The following is a 23,698-nucleotide window of genomic DNA, read 5'->3' as shown; positions in this document are numbered from 1 at the left end:
AGGGTGACCTAACGTCGTTTTGGGTAGCCTAAACTAAATGGCGAGGAATCGGGGAATCCGCCTCGCCGGTGACCCGAATTCCGATGGCTCCCGACGCGTTCACAAGAGAACGCACGCTGCTACAACCGCTTGCAGGACAATCTCTTTCGTGAACCGAAACGAGAAAAGTGAAGGCTAGTCCATCAGCGTTGCTGCTACAGTTCCGCCCAGTTCATAACAACCATCGCGGACGGATTTGTCCACGCTCACAGTCACTTCGAGCGGATCCGCCACCGCGACCAATCCGAGCCCGGTGGCGAGCTTGCGCACCGACGACACGGCACCGGCAGTGTCGTTGTTGCCGTGAACCCACAGCCCGTACGGCCGATCCGACACCGCGCCGAGGCATTGGTAGTACGTGGTGTCGAAGAAGTATTTCAGCGCACCCGACATGTAACCGAAGTTTGCGGTGGTACCGAAAAGATAGCCGTCAGCAGCGAGTACGTCGGGCACCGTCGCCGCCAACGCCGGCACTACCTTCACCTCCACACCCTCGATCTCGGGATCGCGAGCGCCCGCGAGGACTGCATCCAACAATTCGTGGGTTGTCGGCGAGGGCGAGTGGTGAACCACCAACAAAGTCTTCACACACCTGACAATACGGCGACGGGTGGCGCACCCGTCGCCGTTCACTCCTACGCCGAAACCGTTTCCGCGCTCATCGCCTTGACCAGGTCGTCGGTTCGGGTGACCGAGGCGCAGCGCCCGGCCGCGTACTCGAGTGCACCGACATGCTCGTCGAGGGAGAAGTCGGCCACCGCGTCACCCACGAAGAAGATCTGCACGTCTTGCATGAACCCGTCCAAAGCGGTAGTCAGGCAGCCGATGTGGGCATAGATTCCGGTGATGATCAGCTGGTCACGACCACCCTCACGCAGCCGTTCACGCAGGTCCGTCTTGATGAAGGCGCTGTAGCGCCATTTTGTGAGCATCACGTCGTCCGGATGCGGAGCCAACTCGGCGATCACGTCGGTGTGAGCGGGATCTGCCTTCAGTCCCGGTCCCCAGAAATCCGACAGCAACGCGCGCTCCTCGGGATCCTGATCTCCGGGTTGCGCGGTGTAGACGATCGGGATTCCGGCAGCTCGCGCCGACGAGCGAAGGCGATCGATATTCGGAACCACGGTTCGGAGCGGGTCGACGCTTCGGTCGTACGCGTTCACGAAATACTCCTGCATGTCGTGCAGAAGCAATACCGCGCGGGAAGGATCGAGAGTCCAGTCGACCCGATTCTGCGGAAACTCGGTGGGCATCTCGTATCGGACTGCGGTGGGTAGCGCCATGAAGAATCTCCTCCAAGAAGTGGGGTGAGAACCGATCAACTCGACAGCGTCTGTGCCGCAATCGATTCACTGAGAACACGGCGCAGGGCCGCCTTACTGGTCTTTCCGACGCCGGTGACGGGGAACTCGGTCACGAACTCCACTCGATCCGGCACTTTGTATGCCGCAACGCCTCGGCCTCGCATGTATCGCTTGATCTCGCCGACGGTCGGCGCTTCTCCGGCGACCACCAGGACAGCACACGTTCGCTCGCCCAGGTACTCGTCGGGGACGGCGACGACGGCCGCATCGTGGACGGCAGGGTGCGAGAGCAGGTGGTTCTCGATCTCCTCGGCGGCCACTTTCTCACCGCCGCGGTTGATCTGGTCTTTTGCGCGCCCCTCGACTATCAGGTGTCCCGTATCGGTGACGCTGACCAGATCGCCGGTGCGATAGAACCCTTCGGCGTCGAAGACCTCGGCATTGTGCGCATCTGCCCGGTAATAGCCACGGATCGTGTACGGCCCCCGAGTCAGTAAGTGCCCCGTGGTTCCGGGCTCGACGGGCGCGCCCTCGTCGTCGACCACACGAACCTCGTCGTCCGGCGAAATAGGCCGGCCCTGCGTACTGACGATCAATTCTTGCGTGTCGTCGAGGCGGGTGTAGTTGACCAGCCCTTCGGCCATCCCGAACACCTGCTGGAGGGTGCAGCCCAGCTCCTCGGGTACGCGCGCAGCAGCTTCGGCGCTGAACTTTGCTCCCCCGACGCCGAGAACCCGCAAGCTCGACAGATCGTGATCTGCCTTGCTGGGGGCGGCCATCCAGGCCAACGCGATCGGTGGAACCAAAGAAGCGTGCGTGACTCGCTCTGATTCGATCAGACCGAAAGCTGTGGACGGCATGGTGTCCGGCGCCAGAACCACGGTGCCACCCGCGTGGAAAACACCCAGGATGCCTGGCGAACTCATCGGAAAATTATGCGCTGCAGGAAGAACCACCAACATGCGCGTCGAGTCGTCGACGCCGCAGATCGGGTTCGATGCCCGCACCGAGTAGAGGTAGTCGGCGTGCGTTCGCGGAATCAGCTTCGGAACACCGGTCGTGCCACCGGAAAGCTGAAGAAAGGCGACCGACAACGGATCGACGTCGGCAAGAACGGGAATCTCGTATCCGCGCAGCGAATCGAAACCGACAAACTCTTCGGGGTCACCGGCCACGATCACAACAGGCGGAGTCTCGAGGCCCTCGTTCACCTCACGCGCCAGTGCGCGGTAGTCGAACCCGCCATGACGGTCGGCGACGATATAAGCAGCGACATCAGCGAACTGGCAGAAGTAGCCGATTTCGGTTCGGCGATGCGCCGGCAACCCGAATACCGGCAGGGCGCCGAGCTTCAACACACCGAACAATGCTTCGACGTATTCCACGATGTTCGGTAGCTGCAGAAGCACCCGGTCACCGGGGCGAACACCCAACCCGGACAGGCCTCCGGCCACGGCCGAGCTGCGACGATCGAGCTCGGAATACGTCAGCCGTGTCTGTGTGCCAGCGGCATCGCTGCCGACCACCGCTTCGTTGTCGGGATACCGTGCGGCCGCGGCCGTGATGAATCCGGCCAGCGTCTCGTCAGTCCAATAGCCTCGCTCCCGATAATGCGTCACCAATTCGGGTGGATACTGTGCGACGGGTGCCAAGGGCTCGCGAGCGATCCTCGAGGTCATGCAAGTGACTCCTGTTCGAAAGTACTGTCAGCAACTACGTCTCACGCTTTGAGCGTCGCTCCACCGTCGACGTACAGCGCCTGCATGGTGATGTGGGCCGCCCGGTCGGACAGCAGGAAGTGCACCGAGTCCGCGATATCGTCTGCGGTGGCCAGTTTTCCGAGCGGAATACCCAGGCGATAGCTCGCCAGATTGCCTTCGATGACGGCGTCGGCACCCGAATCGTCGGAAGGGTCCGACCACAATGACCGCTGCATCGCTGTGTCGGTGGATCCCGGAGCGACCACGTTGACACGAATCCCGTCTGCGGCCAACTCCAGTCCAGCGGTTCGAACCAACATGGTGGCGGCAGCTTTCGACGAACCGTAAGCACCCATCCCCATACGTGGGACACCGGCCGCATTCGACGAGACCACCACGATCGCCCCGGCCCGACGGCGACGCATTTCCCGTCCCACACTTTGCAGCACGTTCAGCAATCCGAAGACGTTGACGCCGAATATCTTCTGCCACTGATCTGGATCGGAGTCCAGCACCGACCCGGTGTCGAGAATTCCGGCGACGTGCGCGAGAGCATCGATCCGGCCGAACGTGTCCATCGTGGAGGTCACTGCCGCGTCGACTGCCTGCCGATCGGTCACGTCCACGACGTGACTCGCGACATCGGCGCCGTCGACGATGGTTTCCGCCAATTCCGCAGTTACCCGCTTCAATTCGACGTCGTCACGATCGAGAAGCGCCAGCGAATACCCGTCACGGGCAAGAGTCCGGGCCACTGCGGCGCCGATCCCCGCCCCCGCACCGGTGACCACGGCGATTCTGCGCTCACTCACTGCGGGCACAGGACCTGAACCCAGGCATTGATCGTGGGCTCTTCTGCCAACTCCGCGAAGTCGGCATCCGCGCCCGCTCCCCGCCACCGTTCGACGAGCGTCATCAGGCGAACCGAGTCCAGGCCTTCGTCACCCAGGTCCGCGTCGTCGCCGAGTTGTTCTGCCCTCATCGACAGAACCTCGGCGACGTCGCGCACGATCTGGTCACGGTCCACGGTGTTGCTCATCGGTCTCCTCGGGTAGTGGTCGACGCGCTCAGATCGAGCCAACCCATCCTCGTGTCGACCCCGTCCGCACGCCTGACTTTAGGCCAGCCTAACCATAACGGTACGGAAGTACACAACCCGGACGGCCACGGCACAAATTCACCCGAACTAAGGCTAGCCTCAACATAGCAAGTAATCCTGTCGAACTGGAAGGGTGTCCATGTCAGCACTCGCCGAAGTCTCCGAATTCCCGTTGCGCAACAACCGGACTGACGATGAAACGGACTCCGTTTTCCTGCTCTCACGTAGGCAAACGTCGATCCGCACTTCGGGAGTGGTCGAAGAATTCGACTCCGCCTTCGATGCCGCCGAAGCCCTCAAAACCGGGCGGATCGACTCGGTCGTCGGCGCTCTGCCGTTCTCCCCGGAGACGCCGTCCGCCCTCACTGCGCCACTGAGTTTCACTCGGGTCCACGGTGATCTATATCACTCGAACATTCCGACACTCCCCACTTCGCGGGTCGCGGAATTCGAACCGAGCCCGCAGATCCACACCGACAGGGTCCGCGGCGCCGTCACCCGCCTTCGAGCAGGCGAACTCGACAAAGTTGTCCTCGCACGCTCCCTGACCATCGAAGCCGAGTCCACGATCTCCCCCTCCGCCTTGGCAGAGAAGCTGATCGCACTCGACCACGCGCACAACGGCTTCTGCGTCGACCTGTCCCCCGCCGGAGGGAAATACCGCGGGCGTTCGCTGGTCGGCTCGACGCCCGAGGTTCTGATCGAACGGCGAGGCGACGTCGTCACCTGCCACCCGTTGGCGGGCTCGATTGCACGCCACCCGAATTCGGAACAGGACGAGGCGAATGCCGAGCAACTCCGCGCTTCGACCAAAGATCTCGCCGAACACGCGTTTGTCGTCGACTCCATCAGTGCGATACTCGGGCCGCTCTGCACATCGTTCACCGCACCCGGTGCGCCGGAACTACTTCGGACACCGCAACTGTGGCACCTCGGGACCAAGATCGAAGGTGTTCTGATCGACCCGAGCGTGACCTCGCTCGAACTGGCAATGGCGCTGCATCCGACTCCTGCAGTCTGCGGAACACCGACGGTCGCCGCACGCGAGCACATCACCGCAACCGAAGCCGATCGTGGGTTCTATGCGGGTGCCGTGGGCTGGTGCGACCGGACCGGAGACGGCGAGTGGATGGTCGCTATTCGTTGCGCCGAGATCGCAGCAGACGGCCTCTCGGCGCGGGCCTACGCCGGCGGCGGCATCGTCGCTACTTCCGATCCGGAAATCGAATTGAGAGAGACCAGTACGAAATTCCGCACGCTACTCAGTGCGTTCGACCTCGCTGAACATCAGCTCTGACAGGGCGTCACTTCTTCGAGGTGTTCAGGGCAATCGCGGCGTGAACGAGTGCCTTGAACGCCTTTTCGTCGACGGCTTCACCCTCGTGGAAATCGATCGCCCGCCGCGTATTGCCCTCGAGGCTGGAGTTGAAGAGACCTGAAGCGTCGTCGAGTGATGCGCCTTTGGCAAAAGTCACCTTCACTGCGCTCTTGTAAGTCTCTCCGGTACAGATCATTCCGGCGTGGTACCACACCGGAACGCCTCGCCACTTCCATTCCTCCACCACATCCGGATCCACCTCTTTGATCAGAGTTCGTATCCGGGAGAGCATCTCGCCCCGCCAGTCTCCGAGTTCCTCGATTCGCTGGTCGATCAACTGAGACGGGGAATCTGCATCTTGCTTGTCGGACTCACTCTTCGCCATCACTTCGTCACTTCCTGCTCGTTGTCGCCGATCTCCAGTGAGTCGAGTATCCCCTCCTGCACCTGCATTCACTTGTCGAATCACTGACGCATCACGTCGCCTCGGCATCGGCCGTTTCTTGCAAACTCGGACGAAGTGAGACGGACGTCCAGTAATCTCCGGGTACTAAGTCCCGATTCTTCGGCCCGGAGGTCTGCATCGTGATGCTGAATCGCCCGTTCGCCCATTCAGTCGCTGCGGCTGCCGGCTCGCTTGTTCTCGCCGCCACGGTCGTGGGCATTCACACTGTTCCAGCGTCGGCGCAACAGACCCCGCGTGTCTTCGACGTCCTGTGCACGCCCACTGATGCAGGCCTTTCCGAGCTGTCCGGACTCACGGTCGCATCAACCGGGATGTATGCAATCGGCGACAGCGGCTCCGACGACCGGGTCGCCGAACTCGATTCGAACTGCCACGTTCAGCGCTGGATCGACGTGGACACCCCTCGCGTCGACGTCGAGGATCTCTCGTCGACTCCCGACGGCCACCTGTGGCTGGCAGACATCGGCGACAACAACGCGGTACGAACGTCGATCGGGCTGATCGAACTCGATCCGGCTTCGGGTGCCACCACCTCCTACCCCCTGGTTTATCCGGACGGGGCCCATGACGCCGAGGCAGTGCTGATCCAGAGCGACGGACTTCCCGTCATCGTCACCAAGGACTACCTAGGCGCAAGCGCGGTCTATACAACCGCTGAGCGGCAGCACGTTCAGGATCTGAGTACGGCGCCGCCGACCATGTTGGCCAAGGTGGGTCAGCTCAGATTCACCCCCACCCTCACTTCCGGTGGACCGATCCCCCACGCCGGAACCATGGCTGTCACGGGCGGCGCCGTGAGCAAGGACGGCACGGTGGTAGCACTGCGCACGTACACCGACGTCTATCTCTACACAGCTCCCGACGGTGATGTCGTGAAAGCCTTGACCACCAAGCCGATTCGGGTGCCCCTTCCGGACGAGCCACAGGGTGAGGCGATCGCGTTCGACGCGGCCGGTGATCTGATCAGTGGCTCCGAGGCGTACCAAGGGCCGCTGCCTCCGCTCCGAATTCTCCGAAGCGCCAGTGACATCGCGCTCTCGGGCGGGACGACAAGCTCTCTCGGGTCGTAGTCGATTCACGTCCCGGGAAAGCGGACAGGCGCCGCTATCATGGCCGAGTGAACAAACAACTTCGAGCGACAGTGGCGATCTCGGCAGTTCTCGCGCTGGCTTCGTGCGCGAATTCCCTCGAAGGAACACCTCGACCGGATGCGTTTGTTCCGAGCGTCGACAATCCGGATCCGTCCCGAGCCATCGACGGAGTTGTCACGGTCGACTACCCAGCAGCCCAACACGTACGGCCGAACGAACGTGTGGCGTACACACATTCACCGCCCTTCGGCGGTCGCCATGACTCGGTCTGGGCAAACTGCACCGGAGTTGTCTATCCGCAAGCCATTCGAACCGAAAATGCGGTCCATTCCCTCGAACACGGGGCCGTGTGGATCACGTACAACCCCGACCTCGTCTCGAGCGAGGATAAGGCTCGCTTGGCGCAGCGAGTCGAAGGTATGAGCTACACGTTGATGTCGCCGTATCCGACCCTGGATTCGCCGATCTCACTGCAGTCTTGGGGCCGTCAACTCAAGCTCGACAACGCCGCGGACGCTCGCATCGACCAATTCGTGTCGGCTTTGCGGGTCAACCCGAACACGTATCCCGAAGTGGGCGCGACGTGTTCGGTGCCGGTGACGAGTTTCGACCCGAACAACCCCCCGCCATTCGACCCCACCGCTCCGGATCCGTCTTCTCCCACAACGGTTCCCGAGCGGTAGCGTCTCAGCGGCCCCCTCGCCGCAGCAGAGACACCTACTTGCCTCGAGAACGGCGTTCCAGTTCCACTGCCCGGCGCATGGTTTCCCGAGCCCGGCTTCGATCACCGGCGTAGTCGTAGGCGCGAGCGAGTCGGAAGTTCTGCTTCCAGTTGTCCGGGTCCGCTTCCCAGTCGACCTTGATCTGGGCGAACAACTCGTCGGCCGCCGCTCGCTCGATCCGGCCCGAAGGCAGTTTCGGAAGCGCAGACGCGTCGACGGCGAGGCCCTCGTCGTGAATCTGCTGCGCGAGACGCTGGTGCGTGAAGCCGGCACGGAGCGTGGCGATGACGAGCCACAGCCCGAGGAAAGGCAGGATCAGCACTCCGATCCCGAGACCGATTGCGGCGCCACCGCCGTCCTGGATGAGCTGGATTCCGCGCTGACCGAGCAGCACGAAGTACACCGCGAGCGCGATACAGATCGCAACGATCAGCGCGAGAGTGCGGGTGGTCTTGTTCATAGATCGAGGAAGGAATCGATACCGACCGTCAGGCCCGGACGCGAACCGATCTGGCGGACTCCGAGCAGAACGCCCGGCGCGAACGAATTCCGGTCGATCGAGTCGTGGCGAATGGTGAGCGTCTCGCCCTGCGTTCCGAGAATCACTTCCTGATGCGCAACCAGTCCGGCCATCCGCACAGAGTGAACCCGGACGCCGTCGACGTCAGCTCCACGTGCGCCCTCGAGCTCGGTCGTGGTGGCGTCCGGACTGCGTCCGACGCCCGCTTCGGCGCGAGCCTCGGCGATCATGGCGGCCGTTCGGTACGCGGTACCCGAGGGGGCATCGGCCTTGTTGGGATGGTGGAGTTCGATGACCTCGACAGAATCGAAGAAGCGTGCCGCAGCAGCGGAGAAGCGCATCAACAACACGGCACCGATAGCAAAGTTGGGCGCGATGAGAACACCCGTTGCCGGCTGGGCGTCGAGCCAGGACTGCACCGTCGCGAGCCTGGACTCGTCGAAACCGGTGGTGCCGATCACGGCGTGAATTCCGTTGGCCACGAGGAATTCCAGATTTCCCATGACGACGTCGGGGTGCGTGAAATCGACCACTACCTGAGTGCGGGTGTCGACAAACGTCTCGATGCGATCACCGGTGTCGACCTGAGCGACAAGTTCCAGATCGGGAGCAGCTTCCACTGCCTCGCAGATCGCTCGGCCGACCTTGCCCTTGGCTCCCAGAACCCCGACCCTGATGGGTGCTGCACTCACGTCTTCCACGCTCCGTCCGATCCATTGTTTGAGGTGAAGCCTACGCAATCGCGCAGATGCGCTCACCATCAGTCGGGCAGGAGTTATGTCACCACTGGCACACTGGACGTAGTGAGCAACCGTCCGCAAGTCCGCGAAACCGGCAACCTTCGACCACTCGAGTTGGCAACGGGTGCCGTCATGGCCGGATTCACGGTCGCGTTGTCCGTCATTGCCACGGTCATCCCCATGGCCAGCGCTCTCAACCTCGTGGCAGCGGTTCCGATGGGAATTGTCGCCCAGCGCTTCCGAGTCCGCGCCGTGATGACGGCCGGTGTCTCGGCTACTGCGGTCGCCTTCGTCGCGGCGGGTTCAGGATCTGCGGCGGCGGTCGCGCTGAGCGCTCTCCTCGGCGGAATCATCGGTACCGTCAAGCGGCGCGGTCTCGGCTTCGTCTCCGCGTTGCTCTCGTCATGTGTCATCGGGCCCGCACTGGCGTTGTTCTCCATAGTCCTGTTGCTTGTTCTCGCGCCCCTGCGCACCTTGTTGCTGACCTCGCTCGAGAACACCGCGCTGGGTGTGGCCGCAATCTTGAAGCGCGCCCCCACGCTGGTCGGGGCAGCCGAATGGATCGAGAACAGCATCGGCTCGATCATCGACTACTGGTGGTTGTGGATCGGCGTGTCCATCATCTCCGGAATCGTCCTCAGTACCGTCGTCTCCTATTTCGTCCTCGGTGCCGTCCTCGACCGATTGGCGGCGCTCCCCTCGTCCGATCCACTCGAGACGACACCCGACGACCGTCCGATCGATCCGTTACCGGTCACTTTCGATCACGTGGGCTTCACCTATCCGGGTGCATCGACGCCGGCCCTCGTCGACGTCAACTTCACGGTGCGACGAGGAGAGTTCGTCACCGTCGTCGGCCACAACGGCTCGGGCAAGTCCACACTCACTCGGTTGCTCGCCGGTCGCGCGCCGACTGTCGGGACCCTGACGAGACCCGGTTCCGCCGGTCTGGGCCGACACGGCGGAACCGCCGTTGTCCTCCAACGTCCCGAGAGCCAGATCCTCGGAACCCGGGTCGCCGATGACGTCGTCTGGGGGCTCCCCCCCGAGTCACATCCCGACGTCGATGCGCTGCTGGCCGAAGTGGGACTCGCCGGAATGGGCATGCGCGAGACGTCGGGGCTGTCCGGCGGCGAGATGCAACGCCTGGCGGTTGCCGCGGCTCTGGCCCGGCGCCCCGCGCTGCTGATCGCCGACGAAGCCACCGCGATGGTCGACCAGGCGGGCAGGGAGGAATTGGTCGCGCTCCTCGCCGAACTGCCACGCCGCCATCCCATGGCCGTGGTACTCGTCACCCACCACCACGCCGATACGCGTGCCGCAGATCGGGTGATCCAACTCCAGCGTGGAAGGCAGATCGATCACCAACCCGGCTGGATGACGTCGACGTTCGCGGGTCCTCCATCTGCACCGTGGCCGACCAGCACACGTGCTGTACTCCAACTCACCGATGTCACCCACACGTACAACGACCGGACTCCGTGGTCGCGACGCGCACTGTCGGACGTGAATCTGACCATCGGCGACGGGGAGGGACTCCTGGTCCTGGGCGGCAACGGTTCCGGTAAGTCGACTCTGGCCTGGATCATGGCGGGCTTGATCACGCCGAGCAAGGGAACCGCAGTCTTCGACGGCAAACCCGTCTCACGCCAACTCGGCACCGTCGGCCTCACGTTCCAACATTCGCGGTTGCAGTTGCAGCGTCGAACCGTCGCCGAAGACATCGAGGCAGCCGGCGGTCCGGAGATCGGATCCGTACAAGTCTCGTGGGCACTCGACGCCGTCGGACTCGATCGTCACATCGCAGGTCGGAGCATCGACGAGTTGAGCGGCGGACAGATGCGACGCGTCGTGCTGGCCGGTCTCCTCGTCCGCCAACCCCGAGTACTCATCCTCGACGAACCCCTGGCCGGTCTCGATCCACCCGGCCGACACGAAATCCTGAACGTGCTCAGGTGGATTCGTCGGAACGGAACCGCAGTAGTCGTCATCTCGCATGACGTCGACGGCATGGACGCCGTGTGCAGCAGAACAATTCGACTGTCGCAGGGTCGCATCCTCGACCCTGCCGCCAGCAGCGCTTTGGAAGGATCGACGACGTGACAACACTTCTGCGCGAAGTCCCGACTTCATCGCCGATCCACCGATTGTGGGCCGGAACGAAGATCGTTGCGGTGGTACTCGTCAGCATCGTGGTCGTCGCCGCGCCGTCCTGGCCGGCGATCGGCGTCGTACTCGGATTGTTGTTGCTGACCGCGGTAATCGGACGCATCCCCCCGACTGCAGTTCCTCGACCTCCGTGGTGGTTGTGGGCGCTGATCCTGCTCGGTGCGTTGATCAACCTTCCGATCGGCCTCGACGCAGTGTTCCTCTACCTGCAAGCTGTGACGTTCGGTCTCGTATTGCTCTGCGTCTCACTGATGTTGGCGTGGACGACGTCGATGAGCGATGTGGCCCCCGCCTTGGCGACGCTGGGCCGACCACTTCGATTCTTCAAGATTCCCGTGGATGAGTGGGCAATCGCGACGGCCCTGTGTATTCGTTCGCTTCCGCTGTTGATCGACGAGATGCTCACCCTCGTTGCAGCGCGGCGACTGCGCCCGAAAGCTGTGGTGAACAGCGCGGCCGACAATTCGATAGTCGACCTGATCACCACAACCATGTCGGTGGCAATTCGGCGATCTGCCGAAATGGGCGAAGCAATCTCCGCTCGCGGGGGCACCGGATTGATCGCGGCATACCCCAAGCGCCCTCAGCTGGCCGACCTGTTCGCCCTGGTTGTCGTCATCACAGCGTGCGCGAGCGCGGTCGCTTTGACGATAATTCTCCGCTGACCGGGTCACCCGTCACCGAACGGACTGGGCGATGATCGCCGAACCCATCCAGCGTCGCAGGTATCGCCGCAGTTCCTCGTCGCTCCGCTTCGGGTCGCCGGGCGCGAGGAAAAACGACTGCATCGTCCGCAGGACGTATTCGACCAGTTCCTGAAGTGACGCGTCGTCGTAGCCGTAACGCACCCAGTCCACGTCGAAACGGGTGATCATCGCCATTCCGAAGGCCTGCGCCTCCTGAGAGGTCAGACCTTCCGGGTGCACACTCGAATTCGTGCTTGTGAGCAGAATGCCGAGATGCGGCGTTCGGTGGACCTGGGTCAGTGTGAAGACAACACCCTCGGTCATCGCCTCGACGGGATCTTCGATGCCGCTCACGTGTGTGGCGAGTCGATCGAGGTAGCCGTCGACCGACGCGATCGCAGCTGCCCGCATCAGAGCGTCGGCGCTGGGGAAGTATCGGTACACGGTCTGACGGATCACGCCGAGTGACTCCGCGACGTCGCCGATACTGATTTCCGAACTCGTTCGTCCGATCAGCTCGACAGCGGCCTCGACAATTCGACGAGACGCATCTTCGTCACTGTCCGGTGGATTGCCGCCCCACCCACGCCTTCGTGCCACTGCCCACTTCCTCGCTCGAACGAGGCTCGAACCATGTCTTTGCGCTCGAAGTCCAAGAGCCACAGGCTAACACAAGCAGGTTTTGCATCGGCGTCCCTCGAATGCACTCTCGTCGTCGAAAGTGAACATACAACTGCACACCAATATGTATGATCACTGCCACACGTGGCTTTCAGTGCCAGAGCGGCCACCTGACCAGCCCCTCCGAAAGACGAGGTTCGACAAGTGACCAACCTTCAGCCCCGAAAGATGGATTTCGGATTCGAGGATCATGACGTTCCCTTCCTGTGGAACCCGGAGAATCCGGCTTGGTCGAGCATGTCCAACGCGGTCTCGTTCCTGGCCATCGGTTTCGAGAAGATGATCGTGAAGATGATCATGCAGACCAAGTCGCGGATCAGCGATCCGGAGGTCGCCGAGGAAGCCGTGGCATTCATGCGTCAAGAAGGCCACCACTCGACCGCCCACCGCCAACATGTGAAGGCTCTGATCAGGCGTTACCCCGGACTGCAGAACACGCTCGACGCCGTGATCGGTGAATTCGATCTGCTGACCGAGGCGACCTCGCTGAACTACCGGCTCGCGTACACCGCTGATCTGGAGGCGACTTTCACACCGGTGTTCAAGCTGATGCTCGACAACGAGGCGACCTTGTTCCGTCCAGGAGACGACCGCGTCGCGTCGCTGTTCATCTGGCACTTCGTCGAGGAGGTCGAGCATCGCAGCTCGGCACTGATCATCTTCAATTCCGTTGTCGGAAGCGAGCTTTACCGAATGCGGATGGCGCCGTCGATCTTCGCGCACGTGATGAAGGTGATTCGCATCGCCTGTGCAGGGTTCAACCAGCACGTTCCGCTCTCCGAACGGCAAGTCGACTCACTGTCGATGTTCGCCATGCACCGCACCAAGCAGAAGATTCTGACGTCATTTGCGCCCTACCTGACCAAGGGGACCATGCCCCGCGCCTTCGATCACCTGCAACTCGGCGAACAACTCGTCGCACTCGGCGGTGTCTTCCGCAGCCAGATGCCCAATCACAACCCGGACCACGAGAAGCTCCCCGCATTGGCCGACCAGTGGTTCAAGCGTTACGACGACGGCTACGACTGCACACGCTGGTACACCGCCGAATCTCAGGCACAGGCCGAGTCGATCACGTCAGGGGCCAACTGATGGCAGAGCACTGCTCCCCCACATTCGCCCAGCTCGCAACAGAACTCGGTTTCTCCTGCCAGGAAGCAGGTGGACTCGTCGAGTTCCGTAACCCGGCGGCGCTCGAGAACTGGACCCTGCCCGTCCTCGAATGGACGATCATCGTCGGTTCGGTGCTCGCACTGGTGTTGGCGATCGTGCGACTGCGCCGCAACGGTGACCCCACCAACTTGGTTCTCTGGTTCGGCGCCACCGCCTACCTGTTCATCATCGAGCCTCCGCTGTACTTCCCGGCGGCATTCGGCATCGAAGAACAAGTGGACACGATGTTCGCGCACAACGTGTTCACCGTCGACTTCATGTGGGGTCGACTGCCGCTGTACATCATTGCCATCTACCCGCTCATGGCGACACTGGCCTTCGAAATAGTCAGAATGCTCGGCGTTTTCCGCAAGTACGGTCCACTACTGGGCGCAGTCTGCGTCGGCTTCGTCCACCATGCGTTCTACGAAATCTTCGACCACCTGGGACCCCAGCTGCGATGGTGGGAGTGGTCGACGTCGAACCCGATCAACCAACCCATGTTCGACGCGGTTCCACTTCCCAGCGTGGTCGTCTTCGCCGCGCTGTGGCCCATGTCGTTGGCATTCTGCGTCCAGTACTTCGTCGGACGGCACGTTGACGCCGGCAAGCACTTCTCCGGACTTCAGTTGGTGTGGCGCACCATCGTCATCGGCCTTCTGGCCTCGCTGGGCACGTTCATTCTCCCGCTCCCGGCGACGGTCTTCGGGATGGGTAGCGACACCGTTCGTGGGTTCCTCTACGCGGCGGAACTCGCCGTCCTCACAGTGGTCGCGATCGTGGTTCTCGTCCGGCAATGGCGAGACTTGCGCTCGGCTGAATCGAACACTCCTGCACACACCAACAGATTCGTACAGGTCTACAGCGTGGTGTACCTGGTTGTCATGGCCGTACTGTGGGCGAGTGCGCTTCCCGACTTCTTCGACGCGGTCGACGGTTCCACCAGCGCTGGGGATCCCATCGGAAATCTCTGGTACACACTGGGGTGCTTCGTCATCGCAATCCTGTGTGTGAGCGCAACTTTCACAATTCCGAAGAGGAACTCCGTCGTCGACGACGCTGAACTTCTCGGGGCACACTCAACGACCCCGGCTACCTAGGCCGACCGGGACGAGACCCCTCGGGTCTCGTCCCGATTTCTCGGTTTCTCGGTGTCCCAGGGTTACGGGACGCGGTGAGTCCACGCTTCGGTGCTGAACTTCGTGTCCACCAGCTTGCGCGCCTGCTCCAACTCCGAGTCCGTGTAATCGCTGTCACGGGTGTCGTATTGGCCTCGGAAGTGCTGCGCAAACGACTCCAGGATCGCCGCGCGTGTCATTCCGGTCTGCGAACGCAACGGATCGACACGTTTGGCTGCACTCTTGGTTCCCTTGTCCGACATCTTCTCTCGTCCGATTCGCAGCACCTGCGTCATTTTCTCCGCGTCGATGTCGTAGGCCATGGTCACGTGATGGAGCACAGTGCCGGACGCGAATCGCTTCTGAGCAGCGCCGGCGATCTTGCCCTTGTCCGAGGCGATGTCGTTGAGCGGCACGTAACGAGCGTTGATACCGACCTCGGCAAGCGCTCCCATCACCCACTGATCGAGAAATGCGTAGGACTGCTCGAAACTCAAACCTTCGACCAACGACGCCGGTACGGCCAACGAGTACGTGATGCAGTTGCCCGGTTCCATGAACATCGCTCCGCCACCGGAGATTCGGCGCACCACGCCGATGCCGTGCCGCGCTGCCGCCTCGGAGTCGACCTCGTTACGCACCGACTGGAACGATCCGATCACGACCAGGGGCGAGTCCCAGTCCCAGAATCGCAGTGTCGGCGGACGCTCACCCGATGCGACCTCACGCGCGATGACCTCGTCCAGCGCGACGTGCATCGCGGGATCGAGAACCACCGGCGGGATGAGGTCGAACGTGTGATCCGCCCAACTCGTGGCGTGACCGAGTGCGCGCCGGATCGCAATGCCGACCGACTGGGGCGTGAAGCCGATCATCGAGACGGACTCGTCGAGCGCCGCGGAGATGGCTTGCGCCAACTGTTCTGCATCCGAGTCGGCGGGCATTCCGCGCAACGCTGCGTTGATGTCGTCGAGCGCGCTGTCTGGCTCGAGGAAGAAGTCCCCCGAGACTGCGACGTCGGCTAGTCGACCATCCGCCACCTCGACGTCGACCGCGACCAGTTTTCCACCAGGAACCTTGTACTCTCCACGCATTCGTCCAGCCTATCCCTGCGGGATTCTTTGCGGTGAGCGCCGTCGAAGATCACACCGCGTGCGCAGTGCGCATCTCTTCGGCCGGCAAGGTGATCAGGCTCTCACCGCTGTAAGTCACTGTGGGGCTGCACAATCGCGCCTACGGGACTGCACGCGTCAGACCCCGGCCATATGGTCTCGAGCAACGGCCATACTTCTGCCGACAGGCGAGATGATCTCTGGGGTGGGAGGATTGCCGCAACGAGCCAACTCGCTGGCGAGTCACAACGGAGGTAGACATGAAGGTCCCGGCGTTCCACTCGACGGTTCCTTCGGATCTCGACGTCTATCACGACAACGAAAGCTGTATCTTGGCCGCTCGCATCGCAGTGGCCCATCGAGCCCCCGGGGTCGACGGCCGACCGTGGTGCACTGCCTGCGCATCGTTGGACTGACGAGCGACTTCCAGCTCACTCACACCCACGTCGCCGATTCGGGGACAACTCCATTGGCCAGAGCGTTCGCATCGATGACGGCGTGGATCCACGCAGCCAGACCGGTCTCGACCTGGTCGAAGAACTCGGAGAAGCCCGGATCGGCAACGTACATCCGCCCCAGGCACACGTGCATCGAAAGTGTGCAGTCGAAGTAGACGCCGATAGACGCTCGATGCCGTTCTGCCAGCGAATTCGCCTCGTCGCTTCCCGGTTCGACGCCGGAGCGGCACGCCGACGCCAGATCGTCGTTGAGCGTCTCGACGCCGTCGGCGATCTTCTGCCAATCCTCAGCGGTCCTACCCGCCGACCGTTCCGCGTGCTGCGCCCACTGCGCGCTGTCGCCCCAACGCTCGTGCGCCTCGGTTCCCCATGACGGCTGCCAGTGCCGGCCGAAGATCGAGACCTGTTCGTCTGCCGGCAACAGCACACCCGACTTCCTGGCATCGATGATGCGATCCAAGGACTCGCCCAGCGCCTCCAAGTCGGCGATCCGTTGCCGCAATTCGGCGCGCTGCCCACGCAGCGTCTCGTCCACGTGGAGTGCGGGCGCTTCGAGCAATACCCCGATCTCGTCGAGCGACAAGCCCACGTCACGGTAGACAAGCACCCGGCCGATGCGGCCGAGGTCCGCGTCGGTGTACTGCCGGTAGCCTCCGTCGCTGCGACCGGACGGGCACACCAAACCGATTGCGTCCCAATGATGAAGGGTACGTACGGTTACGCCCAGTCGTGAGGCGGCTGCACCGACAGTCAGAGCACTGTCTGCGTCGTCTCCGAAGAGTTGGTCCGTCACGGCATCCAGTTTGACAGACGCGGTGCGGGAGGCCACGGCGTCAGACCGCCGCTCAGTCGCCTGGTCCGTCAATTCCCATACCTCGCAGATACTCTGCCTCGGCACTGTTCGGGTCGTACGGACGAGCGGCAGTCATGATCACACGTGCATTCTCCGGTGTCACAATTTCCAACTCGAGGGAATTCCACGGCTTCACGTGCGGTCCGCTGGTGCATCCGGCCCGCAATTCCTCGCACGCATTTGCTATCTGGCCGATCTGGCTCAGCACACACGCAAAGCTCACGCTGACGGACGGTGGCGAACCTGCTCGCTGACCGGGTTCGAGCAAGACGTCCTGAAATGCCCAGCGTCGCAGGTGCGTCAGTCGATCAGGCACCGAAAAGAGGTCGAAGAAGCCGAGTCCGCGGATCCAGAAGTCGACCGATTCGGCCAGATCCGAAGTAGGAATCGAGACGAACATCGGCATTCCGTAGAGACCTCGGAACTGTTCCGGAGGCACAGCATCGGTTGTAGGAACAGGGACGGGGCTGATGTCGAATGCTGGGTAGGTGTCGGTCATGAAGTCATCGTGAGCCCTCACGCTACGTCAGGGTCAAATCGTGTGAACTCGGATCGAACCAGACTGCGCGATTACACCTGTCCGGCGAATACACCGCCGTCTGCGAATACACGTTGGGCAAAGCGTTCACCGATGAGATGATGCGTTGCGGCGTCCGGATGGAGCTGATCGGGAAGCGGCAGCTCCGCATTCTCGGCCGCACCGTAGAGATCGCACCCGTCGACGTAGTGCAGATTGGGATCATCGACCGATCGCTGGGTTACGATGCGCGCCAACTCTTCCCGAATCGAGCGCAGCGTCAGCTTCCCGGATGCACGCTCGGCGGGATCTCCGGTGGCAACGAACCGCATTTCGCCTCTGGCAAGTGCATCGAAATCGAAAGCACCAGGTCCCGGCGTGTCTTCGTGAATCGGGCAATAGACCGGCGAAACGACCAGCAGCGGAGTCACTGGATGACCGTCGCGAACCGTGTCGAGGAAGCCGTGCATTGCCGATGTGAAGGCCCGCAGACGCATCACGTCGGAGTTGACCAGATTGATACCCATCTTGATGCTGATCAGGTCAGCAGAAGTGTCTCGCATCGCGCGGGCGATGTACTGGTCCAGCAGAGCGCTGCCACTGAACCCGAGGTTGATCAGATCCACTCCGCCGACGGAGGCTGCAAGAGCAGGCCAAGTGCCGGAGGGACTTTCAGCGCCGGATCCTTGACTGATCGAGCTTCCGTGATGGAGCCACACGCGGCGCTTCGTGTCGTCCGCGGGTTCGAGTGGGGCGTCGGTTCGAAGTGCGACAAGTTCGGTGGTCTCGTTGTGCGGCAACCAGATCTCGACATCCTTCGATCGCGTGGGCAGATCCGCGAAACGAATGGTGCTGACGGGCCCGGACTGCTTCTGAGCGGCGCCGGTCGCCATGTCGATCGTCACCGAATTGCCGCCCGTGGCGCTTGCTTGCCCGGCCAGTTCGCCGTCGACGAGCAGGTCGTACACCCCTTGTGGTCTCGGCGGGGCGCCGGTGTAGATCATTTTCGTGGGCAGAGTATCGAGTTCGATGCTCGTAGCGCTCGTTCGGAACACAAGCCACACTCCGGAGGGTTGTGATTGCGCCATGGCCATCTGCCCGTCAGCGAAGAGTGCGCGAGCCCTGGCAGGTAGACGGTGCGTCAGCACACCGCGTTCGGTCCGTTCGATTTCGAGGGCTCCGCGCACGATGTCCTCGGAAATTTCGGTAGTAATCCAGCTGCTCTGGCTGTGCATGTCATTCACCTGTAGATAGCTTGCGTATAGTTCAACTACATCACACAGTAATTTGCCTATACTGTTTAGGCAAATGAGTTTCACTTTTCGACGAACAGGACCAGCGGACATGCCTCGCGCAGGACTCACCCCCGAACGCCTCGCCATGGCGGGTGCCGAATTGGCCGACGAGGTCGGCTTCGAGCAGGTGACCGTATCGGCAGTCGCCAGACAGTTCGACGTCAAGGTCGCGAGCCTGTACTCCCATGTGAAGAGTTCGAACGACCTCAAAACCAGAATCGCATTACTCGCCCTGGAAGAGTTGGCCGACCAGGCTGCCGACGCCGTGGCCGGTCGGTCCGGCCGCGACGCCTTGACCGCCTTCGCGAACGTCTATCGCAACTACGCGAAGGCACACCCCGGCCGGTACGCCGCGTCGCAGATGCGCCTCACCCCGGAGGCCGCAGCAGCGAGCGCTGGCTTCAGACACTCGCAGATGATGCGATCGATTCTGCGCGGGTACAACCTCACGGACCTCGACCAGACTCACGCAGTACGATTGCTGGGCAGCGTTTTCCATGGCTACGCCAGCCTCGAGTTGGGTGGATCGTTCAGCCACAGTGCACCTGACAGCGCGGAAAGCTGGTCCAGAATCCTCGAGGCACTCGATTCGATGCTGACCAATTGGCCAGGGTCGAGTCCGTGATCAGACGCGATCTTTCGAGTAAAGTTCTTGCGCCACTTGGTAATCGCATACGACCGAGAAACACTGGAGGGTGGACGGTTCTCGAACTCTCCGACCCGGTTTCGTCCACTTTGGGACAGCAGAGGTTCTGAGTGCGCAAGAAGCCGAGGTGTGGGACTGCGCCTAGACGAGAAGCTTGGCGCGCAGAGAGTCGATAGTGCCCTGGTCGACGCCGAGGCCCTCCCGTACGTAAGCGTCCATGCCGCCGTAGAGCCGGTCCACCTGGGCGTACGCCGCATCGAGCCACGACAGGTCCACCGCGTCGTCGCGGCCCAGGTAGGTGTTCGACGCCATGAAATCGGCACTGATGACCTCACGCGGGACACCGAGGATGGTCAGTAGGATCGCGGTGCCCCAACCGGTGCGGTCCTTCCCTGCACTGCAGTGGTAGACGGTTGCGCCGTTGGAGTTGTTCGCGATCGCAGTCAGCAGGTCACGGAAGGCGACATCAGAGCCTCGGTAGTTGACCATGAAGGGGTAGCCGATGCTCTGGCCGATGTTCGAGGTTCCGTTGACTGCGCCGTCGATCAACGCGCGACCGAGGGTCAGGGGAACGAATTCGTGGAACGCGATGCCGTGTTCGATACTGACGACGTCGGCGACCTGGTAGGTGACCCCGGCAGGGATCCGATCGGGATCCTCCGCGCGTTCGGAGGTGTTGCGCAGGTCGACGTCGAGGGTCAGGTTCGCGGCGGTGAGTTTGGCCAGATCAGACTCACTGAGCGAGCTGAGCTTGTTGGAACGGAACACCATTCCTGTCCGGACGGTCCTGCCGTCGGTAGTCCGGTAGCCGCCGACGTCGCGGAAGTTCCGCGCCTCGTCGAGCCTGATCGCGGCCGCGGACGGCGGTGGGATCTCTGGCAGCGGCGGGTGCTCGCCGGACGATCCGAACTGACTCGAACCCGATTGCAGGTCGCTGCTCGAAGCGGAGGCGAATGTGGGACCGGTCAGGGCCGCAACCACGGCAAAGAGCGCAGCGAGGGCGAACCCGAAAGGGCGCGCCCCTCGGCGGCGCGTGTAAGCAGTCGTCATCGTCGTCCTCTCACTCACTGTGCGTGACGACCCCGCGCCCCCGCAAACTCACGTGCGAGATTACAAGGGTGGCGCGCCCCTCGTCCCGACTTTGCTCCAGAAACCGGACAAGTGTTCAGGTGCCCGGATTGTCGCCGTCGTGCGGGAAGAAACTCGTGCCCGTCACCGCAGCGCCATCGACCACGCCGGACCCGCTCGAACTACAGACCGCGGCCACAGCCGCTCCAACATTCCGGGGCGTCTGTAGCCGAAGGGATGGGATCCGCGAACCCTCGACGGCCTGATGAAATCTGTGGTGAGCCTCGAGTTGTTCCATCGTCAAGCACTCGACCAATATCTGACACCGAACACACGCCGCGTGTCCTCGGCACACTGAACCGCGCCCGCGCTTGTCACGCCGACTCGTCGTCGAGACGATGCCGAAGCCAGGCACCTATATCGAGCGCAGCGCGACGGGCAACAGGCGTCGGATGGTTTGTAAATCCATGCGGGACATCAGGATAGAGGCGCAAGTCGACGTCGTTGCCTGCCGCCGACAGCCTTGCCACCATGGCGAGATTCTCGGCCAGGACCACGTCGTCGGATCCGATGACAACGAGGGTCGGGGGCAGGCTGCTCAGGTCTCCGAAGGTCGGAGAAATATCCGGGACAGTGCGATCACCGACATGGCCGACGTAGGCTTCGATGAAGTATTCGTCGCCGATGGTGCGGCCGGCGGGAGTCTGAGCACTGACGTCGTACGTGCCGGCTTCCAACACGGCACCCGAGAACGACATGGCCAGACCTCGATCACGAAGCCGTAGCAATGTTGTCATCACCAAGGTTGCTCCCGCCGACATGCCACCGACGGCGAGCTTGGTTGTCCCGAACCGCTCGGCCGCGACATCGAGCAGCCACAAAGCGACTGCCTCACAGTCGTCCGGCGCTGCCGGCCAAGGGAACTCCGGCGCAAGCCGGTAATCGACGGTAACCACTGCGAACCCGATCTCGTCGGCAAGTCTCGTACTTCGGGCGTCAGCGCTTGCCGCCGAACTCATGTAGAAGCCACCGCCCGGAAGATACAGATAGACCCCGTTGACCACGCCATCTTTCGGAGTGACCACACGGACCGATACGGCTCGGCCGTCGAGTATGTGCTCGACAGCTCGGGTCGGCGGCGCGGGATCAACCACTCTGGAAGCGCGCACCGCGAGCAGTTCCTGCAGAGAACTCGGACCGGTGCCAGCGGTCCGTGACTCGTAGAACGCACGCGTGATCGCCAACTCGTCGCCGGCTAGTGGTTCGACCAGTTCAGTCAGTGCAAGTTTCACAAATGCTCCCTCGGGTCGCGACGTGTCGACAATTCTCGCACCTCGAGTAGCAGCTTCGAGTCGGCGTGCCCAGCAATGTAGTCGTGACGGGTATGTGCGAATTGCGCCGCAACAAGGACGTTCTCCCGCTAGCCTCAACTCGGAATTGGACGTTTGTCTAGAAAGGTCGACGGATGCGTGCGCTGTTGCTTGCCACCCTTGCAATCCTGGCTGTCCAGCTTGCAGCCCCGGCGGCAAACGCTGCACCTCCGGAATCGGGATGGACACTCCCCCGATTGACCGTCGCAGATCGAACGATCAAGGACGTCGGCGGACGAACGGTGCTGCTCCGCGGCGTGAACGCCAACGGCCTCAATGACTACGCGACCAACGGCACCGGTCTACCCACCGTCACGCCGCTGGGAAGAACGGACTTCGCGCAGATGGCCGCGCTGGGCTTCAACGTCGTCCGACTCAACGTCGCGTGGTCCCTCCTCGAACCGACTCGCGGTGCATTCGACACTGCGTATGTCGACCGGATTCGAGGCGCAGTCCAGAACGCGAAAGATCACGGCATCTACACCGTTCTCGACATGCATCAGGACGCATGGGGCCCGTATGTCGGCACCCCGAGCGACCTGTCGTGCCCGTCATTCATGCAGCCGGGAGTCGGCTGGGACGGCGCACCCGAATGGGCAACCCTGACCGGCGGATGGACAACCTGCAACATCGGTGGACTCCGGGAGGCTGCACCGGCGATCGGCCACGCCTTCCAGGCGTTCTACGACGACGAGCAAGGAATCCAGAGTCGCCTCGTGGCGACGTGGGCGAGGTTGGCCGCCGAGTTCAAAGGCGAACCAGCGGTAGCCGGATACGACCTGTTGAACGAACCGAATCCCGGCCTGCGCGACCCATTCACGGCAGCTGATCAGATCGGGCAGTTCTACAAGCGAGCCACCGACGCCATCAGACAGGCCGAAGCAGGCGGATTTCCGCACCTCGTGTTCTTCGAGCCCAGTGCGGTCTGGTCGGCTTTCGGCTTCGACGCGCTGCCCCCACGCCAGTACCTGACCGATCCTCTGGTGGTCTTCTCGCCCCATCTTTACAGCGAATCAATAACAGTCAGTAGCGAATTCCCCGCAATCGAGGACGGATTCAAGATCGCCGACCGCGCTGCCGCCTGGTACGACGCACCGTTGTGGACGGGCGAATGGGGCTGGTTCGGGGACGCCGACGAGCAGGGGGCAGACGTCGACCGCTTCGTCGACGCCACCGACCAGTACCGGATGGGCGGCGCCTGGTGGTCGTGGACGCAAGCGTGCGGTGACCCCCATCCGGTTCGAGACGGCAATACCCACCAGCCGCAAGGAAATCTGAATCGCATCGACTGCCCGTCCGGCGAATCACTCGGACTTGTAGAGGGATTCGCGGTTCCACTCTCGCGTGCTTATCCGCGAGCAGCGCCCGGCACGCTGACGAAGGTATCGCGTGACGAGTTTGCCGGGAGCGGCACGGGGCGGGTCGAGGCCTGGTACCCGGGCACCGGACGGCCACAACTCGAGACCACGAATCTCACCGACGTCCGCCTGGACCCGATCGAAGGCGGTTGGCAACTGATCGGCCACGCCGACGGCGAATACGCGGTGAAAGCGACCTGATCGGACACTCACCCG

25 protein-coding genes are annotated in these 23,698 nt (G+C 62.5%); 10 read left to right on the top strand and 15 right to left on the bottom strand.

The window, feature by feature from the left end; translation table 11 throughout:
* Positions 1–174: 174 nt before the first annotated feature.
* From ABWI03_RS17040 to ABWI03_RS17020, 5 genes are read right to left on the bottom strand one after another with little or no spacing between them, the layout of a single operon-like run.
* Positions 175–627, bottom strand: coding sequence for a flavodoxin family protein (locus ABWI03_RS17040; protein WP_019748153.1), 453 nt, complete (start codon positions 625–627; stop codon positions 175–177).
* A 47-nt stretch (positions 628–674) separates the two neighbouring features.
* A complete protein-coding gene (locus ABWI03_RS17035; RefSeq protein ID WP_200315147.1) occupies positions 675–1,322 on the bottom strand; it encodes an isochorismatase family protein in 648 nt (215 codons plus the stop codon).
* Between the two features lie 35 nt (positions 1,323–1,357).
* Entirely contained in the window at positions 1,358–3,022 is a 1,665-nt protein-coding gene (locus ABWI03_RS17030; protein ID WP_298779956.1) for a (2,3-dihydroxybenzoyl)adenylate synthase, read from the bottom strand.
* A gap of 41 nt (positions 3,023–3,063) precedes the next feature.
* Positions 3,064–3,864, bottom strand: coding sequence for a 2,3-dihydro-2,3-dihydroxybenzoate dehydrogenase (locus ABWI03_RS17025; protein ID WP_200315151.1), 801 nt, complete (start codon positions 3,862–3,864; stop codon positions 3,064–3,066).
* Positions 3,852–4,082: a phosphopantetheine-binding protein gene (locus tag ABWI03_RS17020; protein ID WP_003942230.1), complete on the bottom strand. Its 231-nt coding sequence runs from the start codon at positions 4,080–4,082 to the stop codon at positions 3,852–3,854. Before ABWI03_RS17020 ends, ABWI03_RS17025 begins: the two co-directional genes overlap by 13 nt.
* A gap of 199 nt (positions 4,083–4,281) precedes the next feature.
* On the opposite strand from ABWI03_RS17020, the gene ABWI03_RS17015 reads away from it, so the two are divergent.
* Positions 4,282–5,439 carry an isochorismate synthase gene (locus ABWI03_RS17015; RefSeq protein WP_298779961.1) on the top strand — a complete coding sequence of 386 codons (1,158 nt, stop codon included), beginning with the start codon at positions 4,282–4,284 and terminating at the stop codon, positions 5,437–5,439.
* 7 nt (positions 5,440–5,446) lie between these two features.
* On the opposite strand, the gene ABWI03_RS17010 is transcribed toward ABWI03_RS17015, so the two are convergent.
* Positions 5,447–5,845 carry a DUF1801 domain-containing protein gene (locus ABWI03_RS17010; RefSeq protein ID WP_124566210.1) on the bottom strand — a complete coding sequence of 133 codons (399 nt, stop codon included), beginning with the start codon at positions 5,843–5,845 and terminating at the stop codon, positions 5,447–5,449.
* A 203-nt stretch (positions 5,846–6,048) separates the two neighbouring features.
* Here ABWI03_RS17010 and ABWI03_RS17005 point away from each other — a divergent pair, with 203 nt between their 5' ends.
* Complete coding sequence (locus ABWI03_RS17005; protein ID WP_298780530.1) at positions 6,049–6,996, top strand: NHL repeat-containing protein; 948 nt, start codon at positions 6,049–6,051, stop codon at positions 6,994–6,996.
* Between the two features lie 47 nt (positions 6,997–7,043).
* Positions 7,044–7,700, top strand: a complete 657-nt coding sequence (locus ABWI03_RS17000; protein ID WP_283376305.1) for a thioredoxin-like domain-containing protein — start codon at positions 7,044–7,046, stop codon at positions 7,698–7,700.
* Between the two features lie 34 nt (positions 7,701–7,734).
* Here ABWI03_RS17000 and ABWI03_RS16995 read toward each other — a convergent pair whose 3' ends face one another.
* Positions 7,735–8,199: a hypothetical protein gene (locus ABWI03_RS16995; protein ID WP_046378448.1), complete on the bottom strand. Its 465-nt coding sequence runs from the start codon at positions 8,197–8,199 to the stop codon at positions 7,735–7,737.
* Positions 8,196–8,960: a 4-hydroxy-tetrahydrodipicolinate reductase gene (dapB, locus tag ABWI03_RS16990; RefSeq protein WP_003942179.1), complete on the bottom strand. Its 765-nt coding sequence runs from the start codon at positions 8,958–8,960 to the stop codon at positions 8,196–8,198. Before dapB ends, ABWI03_RS16995 begins: the two co-directional genes overlap by 4 nt.
* A 102-nt stretch (positions 8,961–9,062) precedes the next feature.
* Here dapB and ABWI03_RS16985 point away from each other — a divergent pair, with 102 nt between their 5' ends.
* Positions 9,063–11,102 carry an ATP-binding cassette domain-containing protein gene (locus tag ABWI03_RS16985; protein WP_235172082.1) on the top strand — a complete coding sequence of 680 codons (2,040 nt, stop codon included), beginning with the start codon at positions 9,063–9,065 and terminating at the stop codon, positions 11,100–11,102.
* Entirely contained in the window at positions 11,099–11,833 is a 735-nt protein-coding gene (locus tag ABWI03_RS16980; RefSeq protein ID WP_298779965.1) for an energy-coupling factor transporter transmembrane component T family protein, read from the top strand. Before ABWI03_RS16985 ends, ABWI03_RS16980 begins: the two co-directional genes overlap by 4 nt.
* A gap of 12 nt (positions 11,834–11,845) precedes the next feature.
* Here ABWI03_RS16980 and ABWI03_RS16975 read toward each other — a convergent pair whose 3' ends face one another.
* Positions 11,846–12,454, bottom strand: coding sequence for a TetR/AcrR family transcriptional regulator (locus tag ABWI03_RS16975; RefSeq protein WP_298779967.1), 609 nt, complete (start codon positions 12,452–12,454; stop codon positions 11,846–11,848).
* Between the two features lie 225 nt (positions 12,455–12,679).
* Between ABWI03_RS16975 and ABWI03_RS16970 the strand changes: the two genes are divergently transcribed.
* Both ABWI03_RS16970 and ABWI03_RS16965 read left to right on the top strand, forming a co-directional pair.
* Positions 12,680–13,627, top strand: a complete 948-nt coding sequence (locus ABWI03_RS16970; protein WP_095970618.1) for a metal-dependent hydrolase — start codon at positions 12,680–12,682, stop codon at positions 13,625–13,627.
* A complete protein-coding gene (locus ABWI03_RS16965; RefSeq protein ID WP_298779970.1) occupies positions 13,627–14,787 on the top strand; it encodes a DUF7802 domain-containing protein in 1,161 nt (386 codons plus the stop codon). Before ABWI03_RS16970 ends, ABWI03_RS16965 begins: the two co-directional genes overlap by 1 nt.
* Before the next feature lie 62 nt (positions 14,788–14,849).
* Here the strand turns inward: ABWI03_RS16965 and lplAB are convergent, their stop codons facing one another.
* A complete protein-coding gene (gene lplAB, locus ABWI03_RS16960; RefSeq protein WP_166809588.1) occupies positions 14,850–15,899 on the bottom strand; it encodes a lipoate-protein ligase LplAB in 1,050 nt (349 codons plus the stop codon).
* Positions 15,900–16,177: 278 nt separating this feature from the next.
* On the opposite strand from lplAB, the gene ABWI03_RS16955 reads away from it, so the two are divergent.
* Positions 16,178–16,333: a hypothetical protein gene (locus tag ABWI03_RS16955; RefSeq protein ID WP_172436565.1), complete on the top strand. Its 156-nt coding sequence runs from the start codon at positions 16,178–16,180 to the stop codon at positions 16,331–16,333.
* Between the two features lie 19 nt (positions 16,334–16,352).
* Here ABWI03_RS16955 and ABWI03_RS16950 read toward each other — a convergent pair whose 3' ends face one another.
* The 3 genes from ABWI03_RS16950 to ABWI03_RS16940 all read right to left on the bottom strand — a co-directional run bounded on the left by ABWI03_RS16950 (position 16,353) and on the right by ABWI03_RS16940 (position 18,980).
* Positions 16,353–17,168, bottom strand: a complete 816-nt coding sequence (locus tag ABWI03_RS16950) for a MerR family transcriptional regulator (protein WP_166809590.1) — start codon at positions 17,166–17,168, stop codon at positions 16,353–16,355.
* 52 nt (positions 17,169–17,220) lie between these two features.
* Positions 17,221–17,727 carry a VOC family protein gene (locus ABWI03_RS16945; protein ID WP_298779975.1) on the bottom strand — a complete coding sequence of 169 codons (507 nt, stop codon included), beginning with the start codon at positions 17,725–17,727 and terminating at the stop codon, positions 17,221–17,223.
* 71 nt (positions 17,728–17,798) lie between these two features.
* Positions 17,799–18,980, bottom strand: coding sequence for an SGNH/GDSL hydrolase family protein (locus ABWI03_RS16940; RefSeq protein ID WP_353798878.1), 1,182 nt, complete (start codon positions 18,978–18,980; stop codon positions 17,799–17,801).
* A gap of 109 nt (positions 18,981–19,089) precedes the next feature.
* On the opposite strand from ABWI03_RS16940, the gene ABWI03_RS16935 reads away from it, so the two are divergent.
* Positions 19,090–19,665 (top strand): TetR/AcrR family transcriptional regulator, encoded by a 576-nt coding sequence (locus ABWI03_RS16935; protein ID WP_298779980.1) that lies wholly within the window; start codon positions 19,090–19,092, stop codon positions 19,663–19,665.
* Positions 19,666–19,827: 162 nt separating this feature from the next.
* On the opposite strand, the gene ABWI03_RS16930 is transcribed toward ABWI03_RS16935, so the two are convergent.
* Entirely contained in the window at positions 19,828–20,736 is a 909-nt protein-coding gene (locus ABWI03_RS16930) for a tyrosine-protein phosphatase (protein WP_095970624.1), read from the bottom strand.
* Between the two features lie 392 nt (positions 20,737–21,128).
* Positions 21,129–22,046, bottom strand: coding sequence for an alpha/beta hydrolase (locus ABWI03_RS16925; protein ID WP_298779983.1), 918 nt, complete (start codon positions 22,044–22,046; stop codon positions 21,129–21,131).
* Between the two features lie 173 nt (positions 22,047–22,219).
* Here ABWI03_RS16925 and ABWI03_RS16920 point away from each other — a divergent pair, with 173 nt between their 5' ends.
* Positions 22,220–23,683, top strand: a complete 1,464-nt coding sequence (locus tag ABWI03_RS16920; protein ID WP_298779986.1) for a glycoside hydrolase family 5 protein — start codon at positions 22,220–22,222, stop codon at positions 23,681–23,683.
* The last annotated feature ends 15 nt before the right edge of the window (positions 23,684–23,698 follow it).

It is taken from the genome of Rhodococcus baikonurensis (assembly GCF_040489275.1).
GTDB classification, from domain to species: domain Bacteria; phylum Actinomycetota; class Actinomycetes; order Mycobacteriales; family Mycobacteriaceae; genus Rhodococcus_F; species Rhodococcus_F baikonurensis.
Note: the sequence above shows the minus strand (reverse complement) of the source record. Positions and strands in the feature narration are given on the sequence as shown.

What these genes read in the sequence shown, in the direction of transcription:
- ABWI03_RS17035 (WP_200315147.1), bottom strand. Translation starts at nt 1,322, where the DNA reads ATGGCGCTACCCACCGCAGTCCGATACGAGATGCCCACCGAGTTTCCG.
- ABWI03_RS17030 (WP_298779956.1), bottom strand. Translation starts at nt 3,022, where the DNA reads ATGACCTCGAGGATCGCTCGCGAGCCCTTGGCACCCGTCGCACAGTAT.
- ABWI03_RS17020 (WP_003942230.1), bottom strand. Translation starts at nt 4,082, where the DNA reads ATGAGCAACACCGTGGACCGTGACCAGATCGTGCGCGACGTCGCCGAG.
- ABWI03_RS17015 (WP_298779961.1), top strand. Translation starts at nt 4,282, where the DNA reads ATGTCAGCACTCGCCGAAGTCTCCGAATTCCCGTTGCGCAACAACCGG.
- ABWI03_RS17010 (WP_124566210.1), bottom strand. Translation starts at nt 5,845, where the DNA reads ATGGCGAAGAGTGAGTCCGACAAGCAAGATGCAGATTCCCCGTCTCAG.
- ABWI03_RS17005 (WP_298780530.1), top strand. Translation starts at nt 6,049, where the DNA reads ATGCTGAATCGCCCGTTCGCCCATTCAGTCGCTGCGGCTGCCGGCTCG.
- ABWI03_RS16995 (WP_046378448.1), bottom strand. Translation starts at nt 8,199, where the DNA reads ATGAACAAGACCACCCGCACTCTCGCGCTGATCGTTGCGATCTGTATC.
- ABWI03_RS16965 (WP_298779970.1), top strand. Translation starts at nt 13,627, where the DNA reads ATGGCAGAGCACTGCTCCCCCACATTCGCCCAGCTCGCAACAGAACTC.
- lplAB (WP_166809588.1), bottom strand. Translation starts at nt 15,899, where the DNA reads ATGCGTGGAGAGTACAAGGTTCCTGGTGGAAAACTGGTCGCGGTCGAC.
- ABWI03_RS16955 (WP_172436565.1), top strand. Translation starts at nt 16,178, where the DNA reads ATGAAGGTCCCGGCGTTCCACTCGACGGTTCCTTCGGATCTCGACGTC.
- ABWI03_RS16945 (WP_298779975.1), bottom strand. Translation starts at nt 17,727, where the DNA reads ATGACCGACACCTACCCAGCATTCGACATCAGCCCCGTCCCTGTTCCT.
- ABWI03_RS16940 (WP_353798878.1), bottom strand. Translation starts at nt 18,980, where the DNA reads ATGCACAGCCAGAGCAGCTGGATTACTACCGAAATTTCCGAGGACATC.
- ABWI03_RS16935 (WP_298779980.1), top strand. Translation starts at nt 19,090, where the DNA reads ATGCCTCGCGCAGGACTCACCCCCGAACGCCTCGCCATGGCGGGTGCC.
- ABWI03_RS16930 (WP_095970624.1), bottom strand. Translation starts at nt 20,736, where the DNA reads ATGACGACTGCTTACACGCGCCGCCGAGGGGCGCGCCCTTTCGGGTTC.
- ABWI03_RS16920 (WP_298779986.1), top strand. Translation starts at nt 22,220, where the DNA reads ATGCGTGCGCTGTTGCTTGCCACCCTTGCAATCCTGGCTGTCCAGCTT.